Origin of the sequence: Desulfurobacterium pacificum (assembly GCF_900182835.1) — a bacterium.
Classification (GTDB): Bacteria; Aquificota; Aquificia; order Desulfurobacteriales; family Desulfurobacteriaceae; genus Desulfurobacterium_B; species Desulfurobacterium_B pacificum.
Map to the genome: position 1 here is coordinate 87,019 of NZ_FXUB01000004.1, position 21,124 is coordinate 108,142.

25 protein-coding genes and 2 tRNA genes are annotated in these 21,124 nt (G+C 41.4%); 16 read left to right on the forward strand and 11 right to left on the reverse strand.

The window, feature by feature from the left end:
* The first annotated feature begins 38 nt into the window (after positions 1 to 38).
* Positions 39 to 1,952, forward strand: a complete 1,914-nt coding sequence (gene cooS / locus QOL23_RS06995; protein WP_283400871.1) for an anaerobic carbon-monoxide dehydrogenase catalytic subunit — start codon at positions 39 to 41, stop codon at positions 1,950 to 1,952.
* 45 nt (positions 1,953 to 1,997) lie between these two features.
* Positions 1,998 to 2,330 (forward strand): nitrous oxide-stimulated promoter family protein, encoded by a 333-nt coding sequence (locus tag QOL23_RS07000; RefSeq protein ID WP_283400872.1) that lies wholly within the window; start codon positions 1,998 to 2,000, stop codon positions 2,328 to 2,330.
* On the opposite strand, the gene QOL23_RS07005 is transcribed toward QOL23_RS07000, so the two are convergent.
* On the reverse strand, positions 2,306 to 2,950 hold the full coding sequence (locus QOL23_RS07005; RefSeq protein ID WP_283400873.1) for a Crp/Fnr family transcriptional regulator: 645 nt from the start codon (positions 2,948 to 2,950) through the stop codon (positions 2,306 to 2,308). The two genes, QOL23_RS07000 and QOL23_RS07005, sit on opposite strands and share 25 nt — an antisense overlap.
* A gap of 71 nt (positions 2,951 to 3,021) precedes the next feature.
* Between QOL23_RS07005 and QOL23_RS07010 the strand changes: the two genes are divergently transcribed.
* The 5 genes from QOL23_RS07010 (at position 3,022) to trmD (ending at position 5,153) form a co-directional block, all read left to right on the forward strand.
* Positions 3,022 to 3,097: transfer RNA gene (locus tag QOL23_RS07010), tRNA-Val, on the forward strand.
* A gap of 6 nt (positions 3,098 to 3,103) precedes the next feature.
* Positions 3,104 to 3,182: transfer RNA gene (locus tag QOL23_RS07015), tRNA-Asp, on the forward strand.
* 91 nt (positions 3,183 to 3,273) lie between these two features.
* Entirely contained in the window at positions 3,274 to 3,795 is a 522-nt protein-coding gene (ppa, locus tag QOL23_RS07020) for an inorganic diphosphatase (protein ID WP_283400874.1), read from the forward strand.
* Positions 3,796 to 3,831: 36 nt separating this feature from the next.
* Positions 3,832 to 4,401, forward strand: a complete 570-nt coding sequence (gene rimM / locus QOL23_RS07025; protein WP_283400875.1) for a ribosome maturation factor RimM — start codon at positions 3,832 to 3,834, stop codon at positions 4,399 to 4,401.
* Positions 4,398 to 5,153: a tRNA (guanosine(37)-N1)-methyltransferase TrmD gene (trmD, locus tag QOL23_RS07030; RefSeq protein WP_283400876.1), complete on the forward strand. Its 756-nt coding sequence runs from the start codon at positions 4,398 to 4,400 to the stop codon at positions 5,151 to 5,153. Before rimM ends, trmD begins: the two co-directional genes overlap by 4 nt.
* A gap of 5 nt (positions 5,154 to 5,158) precedes the next feature.
* On the opposite strand, the gene QOL23_RS07035 is transcribed toward trmD, so the two are convergent.
* Positions 5,159 to 5,344: an FmdB family zinc ribbon protein gene (locus QOL23_RS07035; protein ID WP_283400877.1), complete on the reverse strand. Its 186-nt coding sequence runs from the start codon at positions 5,342 to 5,344 to the stop codon at positions 5,159 to 5,161.
* 124 nt (positions 5,345 to 5,468) lie between these two features.
* Between QOL23_RS07035 and QOL23_RS07040 the strand changes: the two genes are divergently transcribed.
* Genes QOL23_RS07040 through atpE form a run of 9 tightly spaced genes read left to right on the forward strand, consistent with a single transcriptional unit; the run spans position 5,469 to position 12,209 of the window.
* The gene (locus tag QOL23_RS07040) at positions 5,469 to 5,960 is read left to right on the forward strand and encodes a ferritin-like domain-containing protein (RefSeq protein ID WP_283400878.1); all 492 of its coding nucleotides are present in this window, start codon (positions 5,469 to 5,471) and stop codon (positions 5,958 to 5,960) included.
* Positions 5,944 to 7,530 carry an HD-GYP domain-containing protein gene (locus QOL23_RS07045; RefSeq protein WP_283400879.1) on the forward strand — a complete coding sequence of 529 codons (1,587 nt, stop codon included), beginning with the start codon at positions 5,944 to 5,946 and terminating at the stop codon, positions 7,528 to 7,530. Before QOL23_RS07040 ends, QOL23_RS07045 begins: the two co-directional genes overlap by 17 nt.
* 42 nt (positions 7,531 to 7,572) lie before the next feature.
* On the forward strand, positions 7,573 to 8,649 hold the full coding sequence (gene pheA / locus QOL23_RS07050) for a prephenate dehydratase (protein ID WP_283400880.1): 1,077 nt from the start codon (positions 7,573 to 7,575) through the stop codon (positions 8,647 to 8,649).
* Between the two features lie 14 nt (positions 8,650 to 8,663).
* Positions 8,664 to 9,248, forward strand: a complete 585-nt coding sequence (gene hisB, locus QOL23_RS07055) for an imidazoleglycerol-phosphate dehydratase HisB (protein ID WP_283400881.1) — start codon at positions 8,664 to 8,666, stop codon at positions 9,246 to 9,248.
* Positions 9,249 to 9,263: 15 nt separating this feature from the next.
* Positions 9,264 to 10,565 carry a glutamate-1-semialdehyde 2,1-aminomutase gene (hemL, locus tag QOL23_RS07060; RefSeq protein WP_283400882.1) on the forward strand — a complete coding sequence of 434 codons (1,302 nt, stop codon included), beginning with the start codon at positions 9,264 to 9,266 and terminating at the stop codon, positions 10,563 to 10,565.
* A gap of 15 nt (positions 10,566 to 10,580) precedes the next feature.
* On the forward strand, positions 10,581 to 10,790 hold the full coding sequence (locus QOL23_RS07065) for an AtpZ/AtpI family protein (protein WP_283400883.1): 210 nt from the start codon (positions 10,581 to 10,583) through the stop codon (positions 10,788 to 10,790).
* Positions 10,787 to 11,191 carry a hypothetical protein gene (locus tag QOL23_RS07070; protein ID WP_283400884.1) on the forward strand — a complete coding sequence of 135 codons (405 nt, stop codon included), beginning with the start codon at positions 10,787 to 10,789 and terminating at the stop codon, positions 11,189 to 11,191. The genes QOL23_RS07065 and QOL23_RS07070 overlap by 4 nt, the downstream gene beginning before the upstream one ends.
* Positions 11,173 to 11,844: a F0F1 ATP synthase subunit A gene (gene atpB / locus QOL23_RS07075; RefSeq protein WP_283400885.1), complete on the forward strand. Its 672-nt coding sequence runs from the start codon at positions 11,173 to 11,175 to the stop codon at positions 11,842 to 11,844. Before QOL23_RS07070 ends, atpB begins: the two co-directional genes overlap by 19 nt.
* A gap of 23 nt (positions 11,845 to 11,867) precedes the next feature.
* A complete protein-coding gene (gene atpE, locus QOL23_RS07080) occupies positions 11,868 to 12,209 on the forward strand; it encodes an ATP synthase F0 subunit C (protein ID WP_283400886.1) in 342 nt (113 codons plus the stop codon).
* A gap of 55 nt (positions 12,210 to 12,264) precedes the next feature.
* Here the strand turns inward: atpE and QOL23_RS07085 are convergent, their stop codons facing one another.
* The 9 genes from QOL23_RS07085 to carA are packed head-to-tail and all read right to left on the reverse strand — an operon-like array spanning position 12,265 to position 21,077.
* Positions 12,265 to 12,765 (reverse strand): BCAM0308 family protein, encoded by a 501-nt coding sequence (locus QOL23_RS07085; RefSeq protein ID WP_283400887.1) that lies wholly within the window; start codon positions 12,763 to 12,765, stop codon positions 12,265 to 12,267.
* A 58-nt stretch (positions 12,766 to 12,823) separates the two neighbouring features.
* Positions 12,824 to 13,672 (reverse strand): tRNA (5-methylaminomethyl-2-thiouridine)(34)-methyltransferase MnmD, encoded by an 849-nt coding sequence (locus QOL23_RS07090; protein ID WP_283400888.1) that lies wholly within the window; start codon positions 13,670 to 13,672, stop codon positions 12,824 to 12,826.
* Positions 13,669 to 14,055 carry an HI0074 family nucleotidyltransferase substrate-binding subunit gene (locus tag QOL23_RS07095; protein ID WP_283400889.1) on the reverse strand — a complete coding sequence of 129 codons (387 nt, stop codon included), beginning with the start codon at positions 14,053 to 14,055 and terminating at the stop codon, positions 13,669 to 13,671. Before QOL23_RS07095 ends, QOL23_RS07090 begins: the two co-directional genes overlap by 4 nt.
* On the reverse strand, positions 14,033 to 14,350 hold the full coding sequence (locus QOL23_RS07100) for a nucleotidyltransferase family protein (protein ID WP_283400890.1): 318 nt from the start codon (positions 14,348 to 14,350) through the stop codon (positions 14,033 to 14,035). The genes QOL23_RS07095 and QOL23_RS07100 overlap by 23 nt, the downstream gene beginning before the upstream one ends.
* Positions 14,347 to 16,737 (reverse strand): endopeptidase La, encoded by a 2,391-nt coding sequence (gene lon, locus QOL23_RS07105; RefSeq protein ID WP_283400891.1) that lies wholly within the window; start codon positions 16,735 to 16,737, stop codon positions 14,347 to 14,349. The genes QOL23_RS07100 and lon overlap by 4 nt, the downstream gene beginning before the upstream one ends.
* Positions 16,738 to 16,742: 5 nt before the next feature.
* Complete coding sequence (gene galU / locus QOL23_RS07110; protein ID WP_283400892.1) at positions 16,743 to 17,612, reverse strand: UTP--glucose-1-phosphate uridylyltransferase GalU; 870 nt, start codon at positions 17,610 to 17,612, stop codon at positions 16,743 to 16,745.
* A gap of 8 nt (positions 17,613 to 17,620) precedes the next feature.
* Entirely contained in the window at positions 17,621 to 18,820 is a 1,200-nt protein-coding gene (locus QOL23_RS07115; protein WP_283400893.1) for a class I SAM-dependent rRNA methyltransferase, read from the reverse strand.
* A 3-nt stretch (positions 18,821 to 18,823) separates the two neighbouring features.
* The gene (locus tag QOL23_RS07120) at positions 18,824 to 19,930 is read right to left on the reverse strand and encodes a geranylgeranyl reductase family protein (RefSeq protein WP_283400894.1); all 1,107 of its coding nucleotides are present in this window, start codon (positions 19,928 to 19,930) and stop codon (positions 18,824 to 18,826) included.
* Between the two features lie 7 nt (positions 19,931 to 19,937).
* Entirely contained in the window at positions 19,938 to 21,077 is a 1,140-nt protein-coding gene (gene carA, locus QOL23_RS07125) for a glutamine-hydrolyzing carbamoyl-phosphate synthase small subunit (RefSeq protein WP_283400895.1), read from the reverse strand.
* Between the last annotated feature and the right edge of the window lie 47 nt (positions 21,078 to 21,124).

Below are 21,124 nucleotides of genomic sequence, written 5' to 3' on the forward strand. Positions count from 1 at the left end.
TCTTAATAAACAAGAAACTTTATAAGAGGAGGACGCAGATGTTCGGATTTTTCAAGAAAGAGGAAGGCAAAGAGGTAGAAATCAAGATGCCTTCGTTCCACGAAAGCGTTAACTACATGTATCAAAAAGTAAAAGAGGCAGGTCTCTCAAACGTAGCCGACAGATTTGAAGCCATGGAAAAGGTTAGATGTAAGTTCTGTAAAGAAGGCGTTTCCTGTCAGCTCTGCTCTATGGGTCCCTGCCGTATAACCCCTCAAACTCCAAGGGGCGTATGTGGGATAGACGCTCACGGAATAGTAATGAGAAACCTGCTGATAAAAGCAAACATGGGACTGGCAGCGTACACCTACCACTGCAGAGAAGCAGCCTTAACGCTCCTTGAAACAGCTAAAGGCAACACAGTTTACGAAATTAAAGACCCTTCAAAGATAGACCTTTTGGCAGAAGTTTTAGAAGTTGATACTTCCTTGCCACTTGAAAAGAAAGCAGAAGAGGTTGCAAAGAAAGTTCTTGAAAGTCTCTCCCAAAACGACTACTCAGTGTTCGTTGAAAAGTTAGCTCCGGAAAGCAGAAAGGAAGTTTTCAGGAAGCTTGGCATTATGCCTAAAGGTCCAATGAATGAATTGGTTGACTCTGTAACTCGTTCAATGACGAACATTGATGGCGACTACATCACTTTAGCTTTGGCAGCGTTGAGAAACGGCGTAGCTTCAGCTTTCGGTAGCTTGGTTCCGCTTGAAATGATTCAAGACGCGCTTTACGGTACTCCTGAACCTCACGAGTGTCAGGTTGACTTTGGTGTTTTAGACCCTGACTACGTAAACATCCTTCCAAACGGTCATGAGCCTTTTGTAGGAATGGCTTTGGTTAAGTTAGCTAAAGACCCTAAGTTCCAGCAGATGGGTAAAGAAGCTGGAGCAAAAGGCTTGAAAATTGTCGGTTCAATAGAAACCGGACAAGAAATGATGGCAAGGCTCAACTGCGATGACGTTTTTGCAGGTTTAACGTCAAACTGGATTTCTCTTGAATACTTCCTCTCAACGGGAGCAGTTGACGCTTTCGTTATGGATATGAACTGCTCTCTCGCAAACCTCAAGGAGTATGCAGATAAGTATAAGTTTAAACTTATTGCAGTTTCCAACATCATCGGCGTTCCGGGAGCAGAAAGGCTTGAGTATAAGCCTGGAAACGAAGAAAAGATAGCAGAAGAAATCATTAAGAAAGCTATTGAAAACTTTAAGGAAAGGAAGAACGCTCCTAAAACTGACGTTTCTAAGTTCAAGCAGAAGGCTGTGGTTGGATTTTCCGCAGAGGCAATCGTAAAAGCTTTAGGCGGCAGTTTAACTCCGCTACTTGAAGTTATAAAGAGTGGCGACATTAAAGGCGTTGTTGCACTGGTTAACTGTACATCTCTTGCAAACGGTCCTCAGGACAGCATGACGGTAAAAATTGCCAAAGAATTAATAAAGAGAGATATCTTAGTAATCGGTGCAGGTTGCGGAAACGCAGGTCTTCAAAAAGCAGGACTTGAAACGATGGAAGCCGTTGATAAGTATGCAGGTTCTAAATTAGCTGGAGTTTGCAAAGCTTTAGGTATTCCACCAGTTCTATCTTTTGGAACCTGTACCGATACAGGAAGGATTATCATGACGGTTGTTGCAATAGCAAACGCTTTAGGCGTTGACCCGTCACAGTTACCAGTTGCAGTTACAGCTCCTGAATATATGGAGCAGAAAGCAGTGATAGACGGCTTTTCTGCAGTAGCAATGGGGCTTTACACCCACGTATCTCCAGTTCCTCCTGTAACAGGTTCTGACAAAGTTGTTAAACTTTTAACTGAAGAAGTTGAAGGTCTTACCGGCGGCAAAATTGCAGTAGGCGATGACCCTGTTGAAGCTGCAAACGGCATAGAAGCTCACATCTTGAAGAAGAGAGAAGAGTTAGGAATTTAATTTCCGCCCCCTTAGGGGGGCTTTTTCTGTTTCAACGGAGGAATAATGCCATCAAAGATAGAAAAAGAGAAAGAGACAATAAAAAAGATGATTGAAATCTACTGCTGGAAAAAACATGGAAGAGAAAGGGGAAATCTTTGTAAGGATTGTGCAGAGTTACTCAGCTACGCCTATAAACGATTGGATTTATGTCCTTTTGGTGAACAGAAACCCTCCTGTAAAAAATGTCCCGTTCATTGTTACGAAGAAACGATGAGAAGAAAAATTAAAGAAGTAATGAAGTTCAGCGGTCCAAGAATGATTGTTTACGCGCCGTTAGACTGGTTAAGACACGAATTAAAAGAACGTTTCTTCTACTCAACTTCCCGTAGCAGTTGAAGGTTTTTTATTTTGATAACGTTACCGTCTTTCTCTATCGCCCCCATTGATTTAAGTTTAGAAAGCATTCTGGAAACCGTTTCTTTAGTCAAACCCAACTCAAGAGCTGCAAGGTTCGTTTTAAAGGTTAATTTTCCATCGTTCTGATTTCTCAGTATGTACGCAGCCACCTTTGAAAGGGCGTTCTTCAACGATAAACTCTCTATTAAATTAGTAAGGTAGAGCAGCCTATTCGCCATTACGGACATAAGTTTCAAGGTTATATCGGGGTCTTCTTTCATTATGGAGATAAACGCACTTCTTGGAATAAATATAACTTCTGAGTCCTCTATAGCTTCCGCCCAAGCGGGGAATTTACCCCCTGTAAAGCTTGCTGCTTCCCCGAAAAAGGCAGGTTCTGAAAATATCTTTATTATCTGCTCTTTGCCTCTCTGAGTTTTGAAAATTTTTACTTTTCCTTTCTTTAAAACGTAAAAACCTTCTGCAGATTCTCCAGGAGTAAATATGACACTGCCGGCAGGATACAGCTTTTCAACTGAAATAGATGCAATTTTTGAGAGCTGGGAGTCGGTGAGGGGGGAGAGGAGGGGGATTTTTTTCAAAGCTTCAACTCTCTCCATTTTTCTTCTCCAATAACGTTCTGAAGTCTTGACAATAAAAATGGTATTTCCTATATTTCCAATCGTCAATTGGGCGGATAGCTCAGCTGGGAGAGCGCCAGCCTTACAAGCTGGAGGTCACAGGTTCGATCCCTGTTCCGCCCACCACTTTTCGGGGACGTAGTTCAGCTCTGGTTAGAACGCCGGCCTGTCACGCCGGAGGTCGCGGGTTCGAGTCCCGTCGTCCCCGCCACTAATTACCTTCCTCCCGAACCGCCATAAAAACTCCTCATAAGTTGTTAGAGTATAATAGCAACATAAAATTTTTCATTAGGAGGAAGGTTATGGACGTAAAAAAAATCCCCCCCGGCAAAAACCCACCAGAAGATATCTACGCAGTAATAGAAATCCCACAGGGTTCTAACATCAAGTATGAAGTAGATAAAGAGAGCGGCGCTATCTTCGTAGATAGATTCCTCTTCACACCAATGTTCTATCCAGCAAACTACGGTTTCGTTCCAAACACTTTAGCAGATGACGGCGACCCCATTGACGTTTTAGTAATCTCAAGACAGCCTGTAGTTCCGGGAAGCGTAATTAGATGCAGACCCATCGGCGTTTTAGTGATGGAAGATGAGAGCGGACAGGACGAAAAAATATTGGCAGTTCCCGTTGACAAGCTTGACCTTACATTCACAAACGTTAAAGAAATAAACGATTTACCGGAAGCCACACTAAACGAGATAAAACATTTCTTTGAACACTACAAAGACTTAGAACCCGGTAAGTGGGTAAAGGTCAAAGAGTTCAAAGGCAGCGACGTTGCCAAAGAGATGATTAAAAAAGCCATTGAAAACTACAAGTAACCTCTCCCCCCTCTCGGGGGGATTAAAAGGGGAACGATGAAAAAGAAAGGCGTTAAAGCAATCCTTGAAAGGCGCGTTAAGAGAGTTTTTGACCACAAAAACGACGTCCTCATAGGAAAAGTCGTTGGCGTTCACGGCGTAAAGGGAGACGTAAAAGTTAAACCAGAATCCGATGTATTTGAAAGGCAAATGGAATCGCTAAAAGAGATACCTATTTACAGAGGAACAAAGAAAGAAAACCTCAAGATAGAATCAATGAAACCCTACAAAGACCTCTACATAATAAAGTTTGAAGGGGTAAACGACAGAACAGCTGCAGAAGAGAGAATCGGAAGCGAAATCTGGATAGATAAAAGCAACCAGGTAGAGTTAGAAGAAGGCGAATACTATTTCTCCGACCTTTTAGGCTGCAAAGTTATAACAGAAGATGGAAGAGAAATAGGTAAGATTGCCGAGATACTTGAACAGCCTGCAAGTCACGTATTAGAAGTAGAAAAAACTGATGGAAAAAGAATCCTGATTCCGTTTATAGAGCAGTTTGTAAAAGAGATAGACTTGAAAAACAAGAAGATAGTCGTTTCCCTGCTTGAAGGTATGGAAGAATGAGAATTTCCGTTCTCACAGTTCTTCCCGGACTTTTTGACTGTTTTCTCAAAGAAGGAATAATCGGCAAAGCCGTTCAGTCTGAAAAGGTCAAGGTAAATGTTATAAACATCCGAGATTACGCCTACGATAAACACAAAGTGGTTGACGACGTTCCTTACGGCGGCGGTCCCGGAATGGTTTTAAAGCCAGAACCCATTTTCAGAGCTTACGACGATATTTCTAAAAAATTCGGAAAACCTTTTGTAATCCTCACAGAACCCTGGGGAGAAACCTTCAATCAGGAAATGGCAGTAGAACTCTCAAAAAAAGAACACCTTTTGATAATCTGCGGAAGGTACGAAGGCGTTGACGAAAGAGTAAAAACAATCGTGGACAAAGAAGTTTCCATAGGAGATTACGTTCTTACCGGCGGCGAGCTTCCTGCAATGGTAATGATGGACGCAATAATAAGGCTCATACCAGAAGTTTTGGGGAATAAAGAAAGTTTGAAAGCAGATTCTTTTATGGACAGAGGATTGTTGGGTTACCCCAACTACACAAGACCTGCAGAATACAGAGGACTAAAGGTTCCCGAAGTTCTGCTTTCAGGACACCACAAGAAGATAGAGGAGTGGAGAAAGAGAGAATCTCTCAAAAGAACGCTAAAGAAAAAACCCCAAGTTATTGAGAACCTTCTTAAAGAGGGAAAGTTAACAGAAGAAGAAAAAAGGCTGTTGGAAGAGATAAAGAAGGCGGAAACTCCGCCTGACTAAATGCCTCAGCCAAACGCTGTACAGCTTCCAGCAGAAGTGGAAGAACCTCCCACAGAACAGGCAGAAACCTTCTTCTTAACGTTACTAGAACCACATTCAGGACACTTCACAGAATCAATCTGAGAGAAAGAAACAACAAATTTTTCAAACTCTTTCCCACAATCCTCACACTTAAATTCATATATTGGCATATTATTCCTCCTCTCAAATTGAACTTTCACTATCAAAGCAGAAATATAACCTATCCGTTTAGAGTTGCAATATAATAAAATTTAACTACGTACCTAAGTGTTCTTCCTGGTAATGGAGGGGAAAATGAAAAGAAGAGAAATCTTAAAAATCCTTTTTGGTAGCCTAACTTCTTTTGTAATACCCGTAAAAGCCCCTGCCGAACAGATATTTAATACTACAACTTTCATTAACCTTTGTAATTTAGCAATTTCCCACGAATACGGAGCAATTATCCAATACATTAATCACGCTGGGTTAATCAATCAGAAAAAAATTAAAAATGTTCTACTCTCAAACATGAGAGATGAGATATACCACGCAAGAAGGATAACTGAAATTCTTATAAAAGAAGGGGCGACTCCAACAGTGGCCATGTGGCCACCTCAAACAGGTAAAAATCTAAAACAGTTGTTAGAAGAAGATATAAGTGGAGAAGAAGCAGCCATAAGACTATACCAACAAATCTTAGATTTAAAAGAATCCTCAAAGTACCGAGATGATTTTCAGTTTTTCTTAAATAGAGAAATAACCCATCGTTCAAGGCTTGTGGAGCTTTCTAATGCAATTTCCCGTTAAATCCATATCAGGTAAGGTTTTTTTATTCTTTACACTAATTACAATCTTAATTTTCGTTATACTTGGAACATACGTAACTCAACTCTTCAAACAACAACTTAAAACAGAATTTTTAATTAGAGTAAATGCGGAATTTCAGTTAATAAAAGGAACAAGCAATGTAGAAATAAAAGACTACGATTACTTCTATCTATATAAATTCTTTTCTTACTTTTTGCAAAAAGAACCTGACGCTCTCTATCTACGTATATACGAATTCTCCCCATCATCTCCATTGATAAAAGCAGAAAAGGAAAACTGGAATAAACTACCTTGGTGCACAAAAGACTTCTTAGAAAGACCATGTATACTAACGAAAAAAGAACTTATAAAAACCAACCCTGTACCTTTAAATCTTGAAATTGCTTACTCCACAGAAAGACTATATACAAAGCTAAAGAATATAAAAGAAACTTTCCTGGAGTTTGAACTCGTTCTCTTTATAGCTATGATTCTCCTTGTTTTACTCAATATTCACTTATTAAAAAGCAGAATTAAATTCATTGTCTCTTCTGTAAAGTCCTGGAAAAAGGAAGGCATCAAAACGCTCACAACACAAACAGAAAATGATGAACTCACCTCTCTTACAGACTCAATAAAAGAGATGTACGATGAAATAGAGAAAGAAAGAAAAATAGATAGATTACTCCTAAACCTAACAACAAAAATACTAAAAGCTTCTGCAAACTCTTCTGGTGTCCTTGATTTCTTCAATGAAGTATCTTCTATACTCAAAAACGAATTAAAGTTAGATTACGTCAAATTCGTCAGAGACTATACCCCACCTCCCATCAAAAAAGGTCAAAAGGTTATAAAACTAAAGGAAAATCCCCACACCTACATCGTCCTTGAAGGTGACGTCCCCTGCTGGAACGAGATAAAAGACATTGTAAAAAACATCATTGACTCCGCCCTATTATCTGTAACCGAAAGGAAAAAAGGTGAACACCTCTTTATGTCCACAATACTTGCCCTTGCAAACGCTATAGACGCTATGTCTCCATGGACAAAAGGTCACAGCGAAAGAGTAGCCAAAATAGCAGTAGAAATCGGTGAAACGCTCGGATTACCAGAAGAAACGATAAGAAACCTGCAAATCGGCGGCATTTTACACGACATAGGCAAATTAGGTATTCCCTGTTCCATACTAAACAAACCAGAACCCCTAACTCCCGAAGAGTACGAAAAAATAAAACAACACCCAATAATTGGCTACAAAATTCTCAGCCCAATACAAGAACTCCGTGACGTTCTCCCTATAGTTTTATATCACCATGAAAGGTGTAATGGCTCCGGATATCCAGAAGGCTTAAAGTGTGACGAAATACCTCTACCCGCAAAAATTGTAGCCGTAGCCGACGTTATAGAAGCCATGACGACAGAAAGACCTTACAAAAAAGCCTACTCTTTTGAAGATGTTCTTTCCTATTTGAAAGAAAACGCTGGGAAAGACAAACTTTTTGACCCAGAAATAGTCAAAGCCGTAGACACTATCTCAGAAAAACTCAAGAAAATCCTTAAAAGAAAGTAAAATTCCCTATAATTATTAACACCAAACCCTCTCGGAGAAAAAATGAAAAACCTCTCAGAACTACGAGAAGAAATAGACAGAATAGATAAAGAGCTGTTAATCCTTTTAAATAGAAGGGCAAAATTAGCCCAAGAAGTAGGCGAAATTAAAAAGAAAAAAGGACTCCCTTTTTACGTTCCAGGTAGAGAAGCCAAAATTCTTTCCCACCTTGAAGAACTCAATCAGGGACCTCTACCACCAGAAAGCATAAGAGCAATATTTAGAGAAATAATCTCCGCCTGCAGAGCTTTAGAAGAACCAACAAAGGTTGCATTTTTAGGACCTCAAGCGACCTTCACCCACTTAGCAGCATTACGCCACTTCGGAACATCTTCAGATTTAAGACCAATGGACTCTATAAACGAAGTTTTTGACGAAGTTGATAAAGGAAGAGTTGACTACGGCGTTGTCCCAATAGAAAACTCTATAGAAGGTATCGTAAACTACACAATAGATATGTTTTTAGACACAGACCTTAAAATAAGCGGCGAAATCTTCGTTTCAGTAAACTTACACCTTATGAGCAAAGAACCCGAATTATCTAAAATAAAAAGAGTTCTTTCCCACCGCCACGCTATAGCACAGGCGAGAAAGTGGTTATCTGAAAATCTACCCCACGTAGAAATAGAAGAGGTTTCAAGTACAGCAAAAGCTGCAGAAATAGCAAGCAAAGAGGAAGGAACTGCAGCAATAGCAAGTGAAGCAGCTGCTCTCCTCTACGACCTCAACATCTTAGCCAAAAACATTCAAGAACTTTCAAAAAACTATACCCGATTTTTAGTTATAGGAAAGAACGATTCAGAATTCCCCTCAGGAAGAGACAAAACGTCCGTAATGTTCAGCACAAAACACGTTGCAGGCGCTCTTTTTAAAGCCTTACAGCCTTTTGCTGTATACGACGTTAACCTGTCAAAGATAGAATCCCGTCCTACAAAGAAAAAACCCTGGGAATACGTATTCTTCGTTGACATAGAAGGTCATAGAAAAGAAGACAGAGTAGCCAAAGCTCTTGATGAACTCAAAGAACACTGCAGTTTCTTCAAAATTTTAGGCTCTTATCCTGCAGGTTTTAAAGAGTAATAGCGGAGGAAAAATTGAGAGAAGCCGTTATAGAAAGGACAACAAAGGAAACTTCTGTGAAAATACTGATAAACTTGGACGGCAACGGCGTTTATGAAATAAAAACCGACATTCCGTTCCTCACTCACATGCTTGAACTATTCTCAAAACACTCCCTATTCAACCTTGAGGTAGAAGCCACAGGAGATGTAGACGTTGACCACCACCATCTAATAGAAGACGTTGGCATCGTTTTAGGAGAAGCTTTTAAAAAAGCATTAGGCGATAAAAAGGGAATTAACCGCTACGGCTTTTTCACTCTACCTATGGATGAAACCCTAATTGCATCTGCCGTTGACCTTTCCGGAAGACCCTACTTCGTTTATAAAGGCTTCCCTCAAAATGCAACCCTCAATGGAATAGAGTTTGACCTTTTCAGAGAATTCTGGAAATCTTTTGCCTTTTCCTGCATGTGCAACCTACACATTAACTGCCACTACGGACTAAACCTTCACCACATGGCTGAAGGAACCTTTAAATGCGTTGCAAGAGCTCTAAGAATGGCTGTTGAAATAAACAGCAGAGAAACCGGAATCCCTTCAACTAAAGGAAATCTATAATACAGGAGGAAATCAATGAACGTTAGACGCTCAAAAGAACTCTTTGAAGAAGCGAAAAAGTACATACCAGGTGGAGTTAACAGTCCTGTAAGAGCGTTTAAATCTGTAGGTGATACCCCCAGATTTATAGCAAAAGCGAAAGGTTCTCACATCTGGGACGTTGACGGCAACGAATACATAGATTACGTCTGCTCCTGGGGACCAATGATTTTAGGGCACGCACACCCGTCTGTAGTTGAAGGCATAAAAGAACAGGCTGAAAAAGGAACAAGCTACGGCGCCCCCACAGAATTAGAAGTTAAATTAGCAAAAATGATTGTTGAAATGGTTCCTTCCGTTGAAAAGGTGAGAATGGTCAACTCAGGAACCGAAGCAACAATGTCAGCTATCAGATTGGCAAGAGGATATACAGGAAGAAATAAAGTCATAAAGTTTGAAGGCGGTTACCACGGTCACGTTGACGCTCTCCTTGTAAAAGCCGGTTCTGGTCTTACAACTTTCGGCGTTCCTACAAGTCCTGGCATTCCAGAAGATTTTGCAAAACACACAATTACCGTTCCATTCAACGATATTGACGCTCTAAAAAAAGTTATAGATGAAGTCGGTAATGATGTTGCAGCTGTTATCATGGAACCGGTGATGGCAAATGCAGGACTTATAATTCCAGAAGAAGGTTATCTTGAAAAAGTTAGAGAACTGACTGCAGAAAAAGGCATAGTCCTCATATTTGACGAAGTAATAACCGGATTTAGACTCTCCCCCGGTGGCGCTCAACAGTACTTCAATATTACTCCAGACCTCTCCTGCTTTGGAAAAATTATCGGTGGTGGACTACCAGTAGGTGCTTTTGGTGGAAAGAAGGAAATAATGGACTATCTCGCACCGGAAGGACCTGTTTATCAAGCAGGAACGCTATCAGGTAACCCTCTTGCAATGATTGCAGGTATCAAAACTCTTGAAGAACTGCAAAAGCCAGGTGTATACGAAAGCCTCAGAGAAAAAACAAACAAACTATCTGAAGGTTTAAAGGAAGCCGCAAAGAAAGCAGGCATTTACGACAAACTCTGCTTCAAACAGATAGAAAGTATCTCTATCGTTTACTTCACCAATAAGGACGTCAAGAACTATCAAGATGCCTTAACCTCAAATACCGAAGCCTACGCCGTCTTTTTCAGAAAGATGTTAGAACAGGGCGTTTACCTTGCACCTTCTCAGTTTGAAGTTGCATTTATGTCAACAGCCCACACAGAAGAGGATATAGAAAAGACCATCAAAGCTGCAGAAGTTGCTTTCAAAGAAGCTGCTAATTTGCTTTAAAAGAGGACAAAAAGCGTGGGTAAACTTAAAGACTACATAGAAAGAACTTCTTACATGATGGTGGGGGTGCAGTTCGCCCTCTCCATCATTATTGGATTAGTAATTGGCTATTATCTTGACAAGTGGTTGAAAACTTTCCCTCTAATGACAATATTTTGGTTGCTGATAGGATTTGCTGCAGGACTGAAAAACCTTTACAGGGAACTTAAAAAGGTAGCAAAGTGAAAGAAGTAGATTTAAGCTATTTTGAACGTTTCATTAAGAAGCTAATATGGATAGAACTTTTTCTATTTTCAGCAGTTTTTCTCTTTTTATTCATACTAAATTTTGACAAAACGTTCTTACTATCCTTTATAGTAGGTTTTCTACTATCTGTTATTGACTATTACTTGTTGATGAAGTATTCCAAATCAGTACCTTATCACGTTTTAAAAGGAATTTATCCGAAAACCGGCTTTCTGTGGCGCTTTTTGATAATAACGGGATTACTTTTAATAAGCATTTCTTTATTTACTCGTATAAACTTCTTTGCTATAATTCTGGCGGTCGTAACAGCTACAGTAGGGCTTTTTATTGCAACTCTAAAACACAGCAGGGAGAGAGGAGAATGGAAGGAAGCATCATAAAGATTGTTGGTGTACCTGATTTCGTTACTATGACCTGGCTTATGATGGCTGTTGTTTTAGTTTTCGCGTACATATTAGGCAGAAATTTACGTAAATTCCCAGACAGAATCCAATTTGTCTTTGAATCTTTAACCTCATTCATCGTATATACCCTTGAAGATGCAATGGGAAGCTACGGAAGAAAGTTCTTCCCTCTCATAGCTGGACTTGCCATGTTCATCTTAATCGGTAACTTAATGGGACTTATACCTGGTTTCGTTCAGCCTACAGCTAACCTCAACACGACGCTGGCATTAGCTATTATTTCTTTCTTGGTCTACAACTACGAGGGTATCAAAAAACATGGGCTCATCAACTATATCAAGCACTTTGCAGGTCCAGTTCCATGGATGGCACCGATAATGTTCCCAATAGAAGTCGTTTCTCACCTTTCACGTATATTATCGCTCTCTTTCCGTTTGTTCGGAAACATGTTTGGCGACGAAATGGTCGTTTTAGTTGCTCTTATGCTTGTTCCATTCTTAGTTCCAGTAGCAGGTGAGTTCATAGTATTCGCTAACAGTATCCTGCAAACGTTTATCTTCTGTATCCTTACAGTAGTTTACATCGCTACAGCAATAGAAGAACACGAAGAGGAGCACGTAGGTTATTAAAATAGAGAAACAGGAGGTTACTGATGAAGAAGGCTTCTTTGAAGAGCATTCTCTTCACACTTTTCCTTCTTGCAGTTGGAGCTTTACCAGCATTAGCTGGAGAAGGCGGTGAATCCGGAAAAGCACTCATTCTTGGTCTTTCCGCCATTGGTGCTGGTCTTGCTATTGGTCCTGCAGCAGGTGGTGCAGGTGCTGGACAGGGTCAAGCTGTAAGAGGTGCTTGTGAAGGAATGGCAAGAAACCCACAAATGGCTGGTAAGTTAACAACTACAATGTTTATCGGTCTGGCTATTATTGAAGCTCTTGCTATTTACGGTCTCGTTATCGCACTTATCCTTCTCTACGCTAACCCACTTGCTGGTTAATTCTTACAGAAGAGAATTGGCGGGCAGGTTTGCGAACCTGCCCGTTTTTTTTATTTCAATCTCTATGCCAGAAAACTCTTGCTAACTTTTCACCTTCGTTATACTTAACTTCAAACTCTCCTTTAAATGCTTTATTAACTGCTTCTCCTATATGCCTTGCAAGGTGTTCACTGGTAGTTGCTATTTCGGTTGTTCCATCTTCTTTCTCCTCTATCCATAAAATCCTCTGAAGCGGTCTTAAAGACATAACCTCATCAACAACGTTCTTTATTCTGTTAAGAATTTCCTCTTTATGTTCTTCAAAGAACTTACCGGAAAGATATACAAAACCACTCGGATACTTATCCCTTTTACGTCTACATGCAGGGCATAAAGCCTTATTAACCTCTTTAGAAAGCGGCTCTTTTAACTGCTCGGGCCACTGCCATCTACCGTTCTTAAAAACAGCTCCACACTCTTCACACACAGTTGGTTCTGGGTATTTCTTCTTTTCGTAGTAAGGGTTATCACTCTCCCAAACGTATTCTTTTCTGCCTGCGGGAACGTATCCTCCCATAGTTTCCTCCATGTTGTTTATTTTCTACTTTTTAATTTAGGTCTTTTCCGCCAGATTTTCAGAATAGGCATTCAAAAACTGCTTGTTTTCCAATAAGATATTCACATCCCTTTTTTCTGTTCTTTATCAGGTCAGGAGAATCACGTAAATCTGGGTCTCTATACGGAACTGCTTTTTTCCTTTTTATTTTTTCTTCTGTTTCAAAAAGTGGAGAAGCAACAGTAGAAGGTGTCTTTCTACCTAAAACAACGCCGTTCCTCACACCGAAACCTGCCATCATTAAAGCTCTTCTAACCGCTGAAGAGGTTGAATAGGTAACTAATATTCCGTCTTCTTTACAGATTTTTCTTTCTAAAAGAAAAACCTCGTAGGTCCACAGTTCTGGATTTACTTTGGGTGAAAATGGGTCGTGAAAGATGGCGTCTGCGAACTCAATATATCGCTGAGCAAAACGTTTCAGGAAATCTCTTGCTTCACCCACAAAGACTTTTACGGAAACCTGTGGAATAAAACAGTTTAGCGTTAAAAATCCACCCTCCACCTTCCTGTTCTTCAAAATTTCCCTTAAAACCCACTTCCACTTCTCAAAGCGGTGCCAGGGGATTTTCAGAGAATTCTCTATAACCCTTATATCTCTTTCAACTCCAACTATTCTTACCCTTGCTTCAGGATTTTCTCTAAAAACCGTATCCAAAAAAGCAACGGTGTTGTAACTCAACCCAAAACAGAAATCAAAAAGGTTAAAACGCCCCCTATCCTTTACTTTTTCAGAAACTTTAGCAGGAACGCAAAACTTTTCTACAGCCTCCCTGAAAGCTCCGGCAGTAACGGAATGATACGGCTCTTTAAACTTCTCAGAGAAAAACGTTAAGGAACCATCCTCTGTCTTTACAATTCTTACAGTCAATCTCCAACCCTATCGGCAAGAGTCTGAAAAAGCCTTTCAAAAGCCCCCAAATAAAACCTTTTCACCCTTTCAAAAATTTCTCTGGAAGTTTCAAAACTATAAAGACGAGAAGAGGTATTCCTGTCTGACAACATTTGAAGCCAGAGTTTTTCATTCTCTACCAACTCGGCAGCGTAAGCTTCCTTTAAACAACCCTTTGGCGACCTGCACTCAATCCCCTCATCTTCCAAAAATGCTTTTAGCGCCTTCCAAGCCTGTTCAAAGGTAAACTCAAAACGTTGAATGGCTCCATCTATCTCAAGCTCCGTTTCGGCACTCTCAACCGCTTCTCTCAACCTCTCAAGCGCATCGGAAAAATTCTTAAACTTTTTCTCTTTCCTCATCATAAAGGACTATCCCTTCTTTTTCTATCTTTTCCTTCAGATAATCAGGAACCTTATTCAAATCAACAACGTCAAACTTTAATAACGTATCAACCTCTTCATCTAAAATTTCTCTAATCAAAGCAGCGTTTTCAACGCCCTCCACAGCTAAATCTATATCCGAAACAGATGAAAAATCCCCCCTCGCCCGTGACCCGAAAAGAATAACCCTCTTCGGTTTGTCGTGTTTCAAAATAACCTTAACAATCTGCTCTACTAATTCTTTTCTCAAACCGGTTCTTTCTAACTCATTCACTTCTTCCTGCTTCCCTTCTTATAAAGGGCAAGTTCAAAAACAGGTTCAATCCTATCAACGAAAACTAACTTAACCTTTTTCTTGGCTTCTTCCGGCAGCTCTTCCATAACTTCTGCCCTGTTCTTCTCCGGAAGAACAACGGTTTTAGCTCCGTAACGCAGCGCCGCCAATATTTTCTCTTTTAATCCACCAACAGGCAGCACCTTGCCGCCTAAAGTAATTTCACCGGTCATAGCCACTTCTTTCTTAACCTTTCTGCCGGTAAGTGCAGAGAGCATGGCAGTTGCAATGGTAATTCCAGCAGAAGGTCCATCTTTCGGTATTGCACCGGCAGGAACGTGAACGTGAATGTCTATCTTTGAAAAGTCCTTCTTTACCCCATACTTAGAAGCGTTAGCTTTAATAAAGCCCAGCGCAGCCTGTGCAGACTCCTTCATCACGTCGCCCAAACGCCCCGTCAGGATTAACCTTCCCGTCCCTTTCGTGACAACAGCCTCTATAAACAGAACGTCACCGCCAACAGGCGTCCAGGCAAGCCCCGTAGCTACACCAACTTCGTCCTCGCCGAGTTCAAGTTCAGGAATAAACTTCGGCGCTCCTAAAACTTTCTCTACAAGCTTTTTCGTTACCTTATACTTTTTCTCCTTACCCTCACTTATCCACAGCGCCACCTTTCTGCAGATGGCAGCTATCTTCCTGTCTAAGTTTCTGACTCCCGCTTCACGGGTATAGTGCCTGATAATGTGAAGAATACCGGATTCCGTAAACTCTATATCCTTTTCCGTCAAAGCGTGATTCTTCATCTGTTTTGGAACTATGTAGCGCAGAGCTATCTGAAGCTTTTCCTGTTCCGTATAGCCGGGGATGTTAAGAACTTCTAACCTGTCAAACAGAGGTTCAGGTATAGTATGAGGCGTATTGGCTGTTGCGATGAACAGAACTTCTGAAAGGTCAAAAGGATGGTTGATGTAGTTATCAACGAATTCTCTGTTCTGTTCAGGGTCAAGAACTTCAAGCAGCGCTGCTGCAGGGTCACCCCTGAAGTCAGATGCCATCTTGTCTATTTCATCAAGAAGTATTACAGGATTCTTCGTTCCTGCCTTTCTCAAAGCCTGAATGATTTTGCCGGGCATAGCACCAACGTAAGTTCTCCTGTGACCTCTTATCTCAGCTTCATCCCTCACGCCGCCCAAGGAAATCCTCACAAACTTCCTGCCTAAAGCCCTCGCAATAGAGCGGGCAAGAGAGGTTTTACCGACACCCGGGGGTCCCACAAAACAAATCGTAGGCTGTTTAACCTCGCGAGATTTCTTTCTCCTCTTCTTTATGAGAGATTTAACGGCAAGGTATTCAAGAATTCTGTCTTTTAACTTTTCAAGGTCGTAGTGGTCTTCATCAAGTATCTTCTTGGCTCTTTCTATATCAAGCTTATCTCTCGTTCTCTTATTCCACGGAAGCTCTATCATCCATTCAATCCAGGTTCTTAAAACGGCAGCCTCTGCAGATTCAGGGTGCATCTTCTCAAGTCGCGAAAGTTCCTTTAAAACAGACTCTTCAACCTCTTTCGGCATCTTCGCCTTTTTAATTTTTTCTCTATACTCCTCAATCTCCTTGCTCTTTTCCTCCTCTTCTCCTAACTCTTTCCTGATAGCTCTGAGTTGCTGGCGTAAGAAATATTCCCGCTGCTCTTTTTCCATAGATTCGCGGGCTTTTGTCCTTATAAGCTCCTGAATCTCAAGAACTTTTATCTCATGCTCCAATTTCTCGCTTATCTTCTTTAGTCTCTCAATAGGGTCAACGGTTGAAAGAATGTCTATTGCCTCTTCCGTAGAAAGGTCAAGCTGACCGGCTATAAGGTCTGCAAGTCTGCCGGGGTCTTCTATAGAACGGAGTATCGCTACCATATCAGGTGGAATCTGCTTACCTAAGGCAACTACTCTTTCTATCTGGTCTTTAACCAACTTAACTAAGGCTTCTTCCTCCAGAGTCTGAGGAACGTATTCGCCCTCCAAAAGGTGTTCAACCACAGCTTTAAAGTGGTTATCTTCAAACTTCAGCTCTTTTAACCTTGCCCTTCCCAGACCCTGAACCAGAATCTTTACCCTGCCGTCGCCCATCTTCATCGCTTTTAAAATGACGGCAACAGTTCCAACGTCGTAAAGGTCTTCCCTTGTAGGCTCTTCAATCTCTTTGTCCTTCTGGGTCACTAAAAAGATGAGTTTATGCTCCTTCAAAGCTTCTTCTATCGCGTTGAGGGAGAACGGTCTTCCAACGAAAAGAGGCGCAATCATCATCGGAAAAACAACGACATCCCTCAAAGGAAGAACAGGAAGCTCTTCAGGAAACTTCATCTCTCCCATCTGTTTATTTTGAACCATTTCTCCCATCGTTTTTACTCCTGTTCTTTTAGTTTTCTCTTCAATAGCTCAAGGAACGGTTCCCTTAAATCTTCCCTTTCAAGTGCAAAGTCAACGGTAGCCTCTAAAAATCCGAGCTTATTACCTGTATCGTATCTCCTGCCTTCCATAACTTTGGCATATATAGCTTCCCTTTCACCTAAGATATTTATACCATCTGTAAGCTGAATCTCTCCGCCCCTGCCTTTAGGTGTTCTCCTCAGAGCGTCAAATATGCCTGGCGTGAGTATGTATCTACCGGTAATGGCAAAGCAGGAAGGCGCTTCTTCAACAGCCGGTTTCTCTATCAGCGTATCAACCTTGAACGTTCCGCTTTCTATCTCTCTGCCGCCAATAATTCCATACTTGCTGACATCTTCCTTCGCAACTTCCTGGACGCCTAAAACGGAACATCTATACCTTTCAAAGACATCCATAAGCTGCTTTATGGCAGGCGGTTCAGAAACCATAACGTCGTCACCTAAAAGAACGGCAAACGGCTCGTTACCAACCGCCGGTTCCGCCGTTAGAATGGCATGCCCCAGTCCCAGCGGCTCTTTCTGACGTATATAGATAATGTCAGCTAATTCAGAAATCTCTTTTACCATTTTCAACAGTTCAAGCTTACCCTTTTCCTCTAAAGCCCTCTCAAGCTCTAAGTTTCTGTCAAAGTGGTCTTCTATCGCTCTCTTATGCCTTCCGGTAACGAAAATTATCTGCTTTATCCCCGCTTCTACCGCTTCTTCAACTATGTATTGAATTACAGGCTTATCAACCAAAGGAAGCATCTCTTTAGGCTGCGCCTTTGTCGCCGGTAAAAATCTCGTTCCAAGCCCCGCTACGGGAATTACTGCCTTTCTTATCATCTTTCCTCCTACACCTGCCACTCAAACGATTTGGCGAATATGCATTTCAGGTATCGCGACTCTGGTATCTGAAGGACAAAAGGATGGTCCTTTGACTGGTAAGTTGTATATAGAACCCTCAGAGGCGTTCTGGTATCGTAAGCTGCAGATAGAAGAATCTCTTCTAAAATCGGCGGCGTTATGTGGTGAGAACAGGAACAGACAACTATTCTGCCGCCGGGTTTGAGCATCTTTAAGCCTCTTAAAAACAGCTCTTTGTAGCCCCTCTTTGCCTGCTCAACAACCGTTTTGCTCTTTGCAAAAGCTGGTGGGTCTATGACTATGGAATCAAACTTTTCCCCTGAAAGCTGCATCTCTTTTAAAACTTTGAAAGCATCGCCTTTAACGAACTTAAACCTATCTCCCACGCCGTTTAGCTCGGCGTTCTCTTTCGCAAGGTCAAGCGCAAGCTGAGAGCTATCAACGGCAACAACTTCTCCTGCCTTTCCTATCACGGCAGCGTGAATTCCAAATCCACCTAAGTGACAAAATGCATCTAAAACCCTGTCTCCCTCTTTTACAAACTCTCTGGCAAAGAGAAGCTTGTTCTCTCTCTGGTCAAGGAAGTAACCGGTCTTTTGACCGCCGATAATCTGAACGTTAAACTTTATGCCGTTCTCTTTGATAACGACTCTTTCCGGTATGTCTCCGTAGAGGGTTTGTTCAACCAACGGAAGACCTTCAAGCTGGCGGGTGGGGACGGTGGATTTTTCGTAAATTCCTTTGGGTTTTACTTCTTCAACCAAAGCCTTTACAACAAAAGGTTTTAAAACTTCCATCCCCAACGTGGTAACCTGAATAACCAAATAACCGTCGTAACTGTCAACTATCAAACCGGGAAGGTAATCACCTTCAGAATGGACAAGCCTGAAAGCCGTAGTATCTTCAGGAATCAAGCTCTTTCTATACTCAAACGCTTCCCTTATTCTCTTTTTAAAGAACTCTAAATCAATCTCTTCATCTTTCTTATACGTAAGTATTCTGATGGCGATGTAACTGTCAGGATTTATATAACCCTTTGCTAAGAAAGCACCCTTATAATCTCTAACAACGCAAAGTTCACCGGGTTTTGGTTTCCTGGAAAATGAAAGAATATCGTTCTTATAAACCCACGGGTGAAACCCTCTTATCCTTTTTTCTCTACCTCTTTTAATTGAAACCTGTAGCATCTATCACCTCAATAAAACTTTAGGAGCAAGCCTGAAAAACGTTTTAACTGCTTCCTTATACCCTATCTTACCTGAAAGCAGTTTGGCGGTTAATTCCCCTATCTCCCTGCTCTTTCGCACAAGGTAAAAATTTAGTCCTTTAAAGTGGAAAAAAATCCCCCCCACCACTTTCGCCCACCAGAACTCACTTCCCATATCCTTATCAATCAACCGCTTATAAACTGACAAATTCTCAAACTTCCCGTCTTCAAAAACCTTCTTAACAACTTCAGCAGCGTAAACGCCGCTCTTTACAGCGTAGTAAATCCCTTCCCCCGTAAGCGGGTCAACAAGACCTCCTGCATCACCCAAAAAAATTACCCTATTCCTTAAAACGTCGTTCTTCTTCTGACCAACGGGAATAGGAAATCCACCCTCATAAAAAGAATTATCTTTTATGCCGTGCTTCCTGTTAAAAAACGCAAATCGCTTCCTTAAGTCCCTGTAATTTTTAAACTCTCCCAATCCTGCAGTAACGAAATCACCCTTAGGAAAAAGCCAGTAATACCCCCACTCAAAATCGGTAAAGTCTATAACTATCTCTTTATTCCACTTACAATCAAAATCACCCTCATACGTAAATCCGAACTTCCTCTTTACTTTCAATTTTCTGGCAATCCTGCTGTTTGCGCCGTCAGCAGCAATCAGGCATCTGCACCAATAACTACCTCTATCAGTAATTACCTTTACCATATCTTCTTCTAACTCAACGTCAACAACAGGTTCACCGGTATGAATCTCAAAAATACCGCTTGCTTTTTCAAAGAGGAAGTTATCAAGCTCTTCCCTGTCGGTCAGATAGGTAAGGGGCTGAGAACTGCTGACAACTACCTCATCGCTTCCGTTGAAAAGATGAAAAGAGAAAACTTTACACCTGACAACTCTATCAACGCCGCCAAATAGATTATTGATAAGCGCATAAGCTTTAGGAGTTAAACCACCTGCACAGAGCTTCTTTCTCGGAAACCTTTCCTTTTCCAGCGCCAAAACTTTAAGACCGCTACCCTCTAACTGCTTCAAAAACGCAGCACCGGCAGGACCAACGCCGGAAACTATAACGTCATAAATCATTCAAAAACTATCTCCCCCTGTAATCGGAAATGAGTTTCGCAAACTCTCTAAAGAGATACCTTGAATCGTGAGGACCCGGCGAACTTTCCGGGTGATATTGAACGGTAAACAACGGTTTGGTTTTATGCTTTAACCCCTCAACCGTTCCATCGTTTAAAGAGTAGTGGGTTACTTCAAGGTCATCAGGAAGCGTCGCCTCATCAACGGCAAAACCGTGATTCTGGGCGGTTATCTCAACTCTACCAGTCTTCTTGTTTTTCACAGGCTGGTTGGCTCCCCTGTGTCCGAACTTCAACTTATACGTTGAAGCCCCCAAAGCCAAAGCCGTTAACTGATGACCCAAACATATCCCAAATATCGGCTTTCTGTAAGTTGCAATCAAATATCTGATGGTTTCAATGGCATAGGTAACAGCAGCAGGATCTCCCGGACCGCAGGAAAGGAAAATCCCATCAGGGTTCATCTTCAAAATCTCTTCAGGTGGAGTATGTGCAGGAACAACTATCGGTTTTATTCCCACATCTACTAAATTGCGCAGAATGTTATATCTGATGCCAAAGTCAAGAACGACAACAGAATACTTGAGATTTTCCCTTTCAGGATAACCTTCTCCCAACTGCCACGTTCCAAGCTCCCACTCGTAAGGTTCTTTGCAGGTTACTTCATCAACAAGGTTTAACCCTTCCATTTTAGGCAGAGAACGGGCTTTATCTATCAAGCTGTCAACGTCCAAGTCAACTGTAGATATAACGCCCCTCATCGTTCCTGCAGAGCGGAGCTTTTTAGTCAATTCTCTCGTATCTATTTCACATATCCCTACAACGCCGTATTCTTTTAAATAGTCTTCAAAGGATTTCCCTGCTCGCCAGTTGGAATAAATTTCGGAAATCTCTTTCACTATAAAACCTTCCGCTTTCGGTCCGTCAGATTCAACGTCCTCTCTGTTCGCACCGACGTTTCCTATCAGCGGGCAGGTCATCGTAACTATCTGTCCTTTAAACGATGGGTCTGTAATTATCTCCTGATATCCCGTCATAGAAGTCGTAAAAACAACCTCTCCGCCAGTTTCACCTTCAGCACCAAAGCTGTAACCTTTATAGTAAGTCCCATCCTCAAGGGCTAAAATGGCAGGCTTTCTGTTAAGCATAAGAACTCTCCCAAGAAAAGATTATGTAATGGAAATTCTAACATTAA

Bases quoted from the DNA above. Each gene is read 5' to 3' on its own strand.
- cooS (WP_283400871.1), top strand. From the start codon at position 39: ATGTTCGGATTTTTCAAGAAAGAGGAAGGCAAAGAGGTAGAAATCAAG.
- QOL23_RS07000 (WP_283400872.1), top strand. From the start codon at position 1,998: ATGCCATCAAAGATAGAAAAAGAGAAAGAGACAATAAAAAAGATGATT.
- QOL23_RS07005 (WP_283400873.1), bottom strand. From the start codon at position 2,950: ATGGAGAGAGTTGAAGCTTTGAAAAAAATCCCCCTCCTCTCCCCCCTC.
- ppa (WP_283400874.1), top strand. From the start codon at position 3,274: ATGGACGTAAAAAAAATCCCCCCCGGCAAAAACCCACCAGAAGATATC.
- rimM (WP_283400875.1), top strand. From the start codon at position 3,832: ATGAAAAAGAAAGGCGTTAAAGCAATCCTTGAAAGGCGCGTTAAGAGA.
- trmD (WP_283400876.1), top strand. From the start codon at position 4,398: ATGAGAATTTCCGTTCTCACAGTTCTTCCCGGACTTTTTGACTGTTTT.
- QOL23_RS07035 (WP_283400877.1), bottom strand. From the start codon at position 5,344: ATGCCAATATATGAATTTAAGTGTGAGGATTGTGGGAAAGAGTTTGAA.
- QOL23_RS07040 (WP_283400878.1), top strand. From the start codon at position 5,469: ATGAAAAGAAGAGAAATCTTAAAAATCCTTTTTGGTAGCCTAACTTCT.
- QOL23_RS07045 (WP_283400879.1), top strand. From the start codon at position 5,944: ATGCAATTTCCCGTTAAATCCATATCAGGTAAGGTTTTTTTATTCTTT.
- pheA (WP_283400880.1), top strand. From the start codon at position 7,573: ATGAAAAACCTCTCAGAACTACGAGAAGAAATAGACAGAATAGATAAA.
- hemL (WP_283400882.1), top strand. From the start codon at position 9,264: ATGAACGTTAGACGCTCAAAAGAACTCTTTGAAGAAGCGAAAAAGTAC.
- atpB (WP_283400885.1), top strand. From the start codon at position 11,173: ATGGAAGGAAGCATCATAAAGATTGTTGGTGTACCTGATTTCGTTACT.
- atpE (WP_283400886.1), top strand. From the start codon at position 11,868: ATGAAGAAGGCTTCTTTGAAGAGCATTCTCTTCACACTTTTCCTTCTT.
- QOL23_RS07085 (WP_283400887.1), bottom strand. From the start codon at position 12,765: ATGGGAGGATACGTTCCCGCAGGCAGAAAAGAATACGTTTGGGAGAGT.
- QOL23_RS07095 (WP_283400889.1), bottom strand. From the start codon at position 14,055: ATGAGGAAAGAGAAAAAGTTTAAGAATTTTTCCGATGCGCTTGAGAGG.
- lon (WP_283400891.1), bottom strand. From the start codon at position 16,737: ATGGGAGAAATGGTTCAAAATAAACAGATGGGAGAGATGAAGTTTCCT.
- galU (WP_283400892.1), bottom strand. From the start codon at position 17,612: ATGATAAGAAAGGCAGTAATTCCCGTAGCGGGGCTTGGAACGAGATTT.
- QOL23_RS07115 (WP_283400893.1), bottom strand. From the start codon at position 18,820: ATGCTACAGGTTTCAATTAAAAGAGGTAGAGAAAAAAGGATAAGAGGG.
- QOL23_RS07120 (WP_283400894.1), bottom strand. From the start codon at position 19,930: ATGATTTATGACGTTATAGTTTCCGGCGTTGGTCCTGCCGGTGCTGCG.
- carA (WP_283400895.1), bottom strand. From the start codon at position 21,077: ATGCTTAACAGAAAGCCTGCCATTTTAGCCCTTGAGGATGGGACTTAC.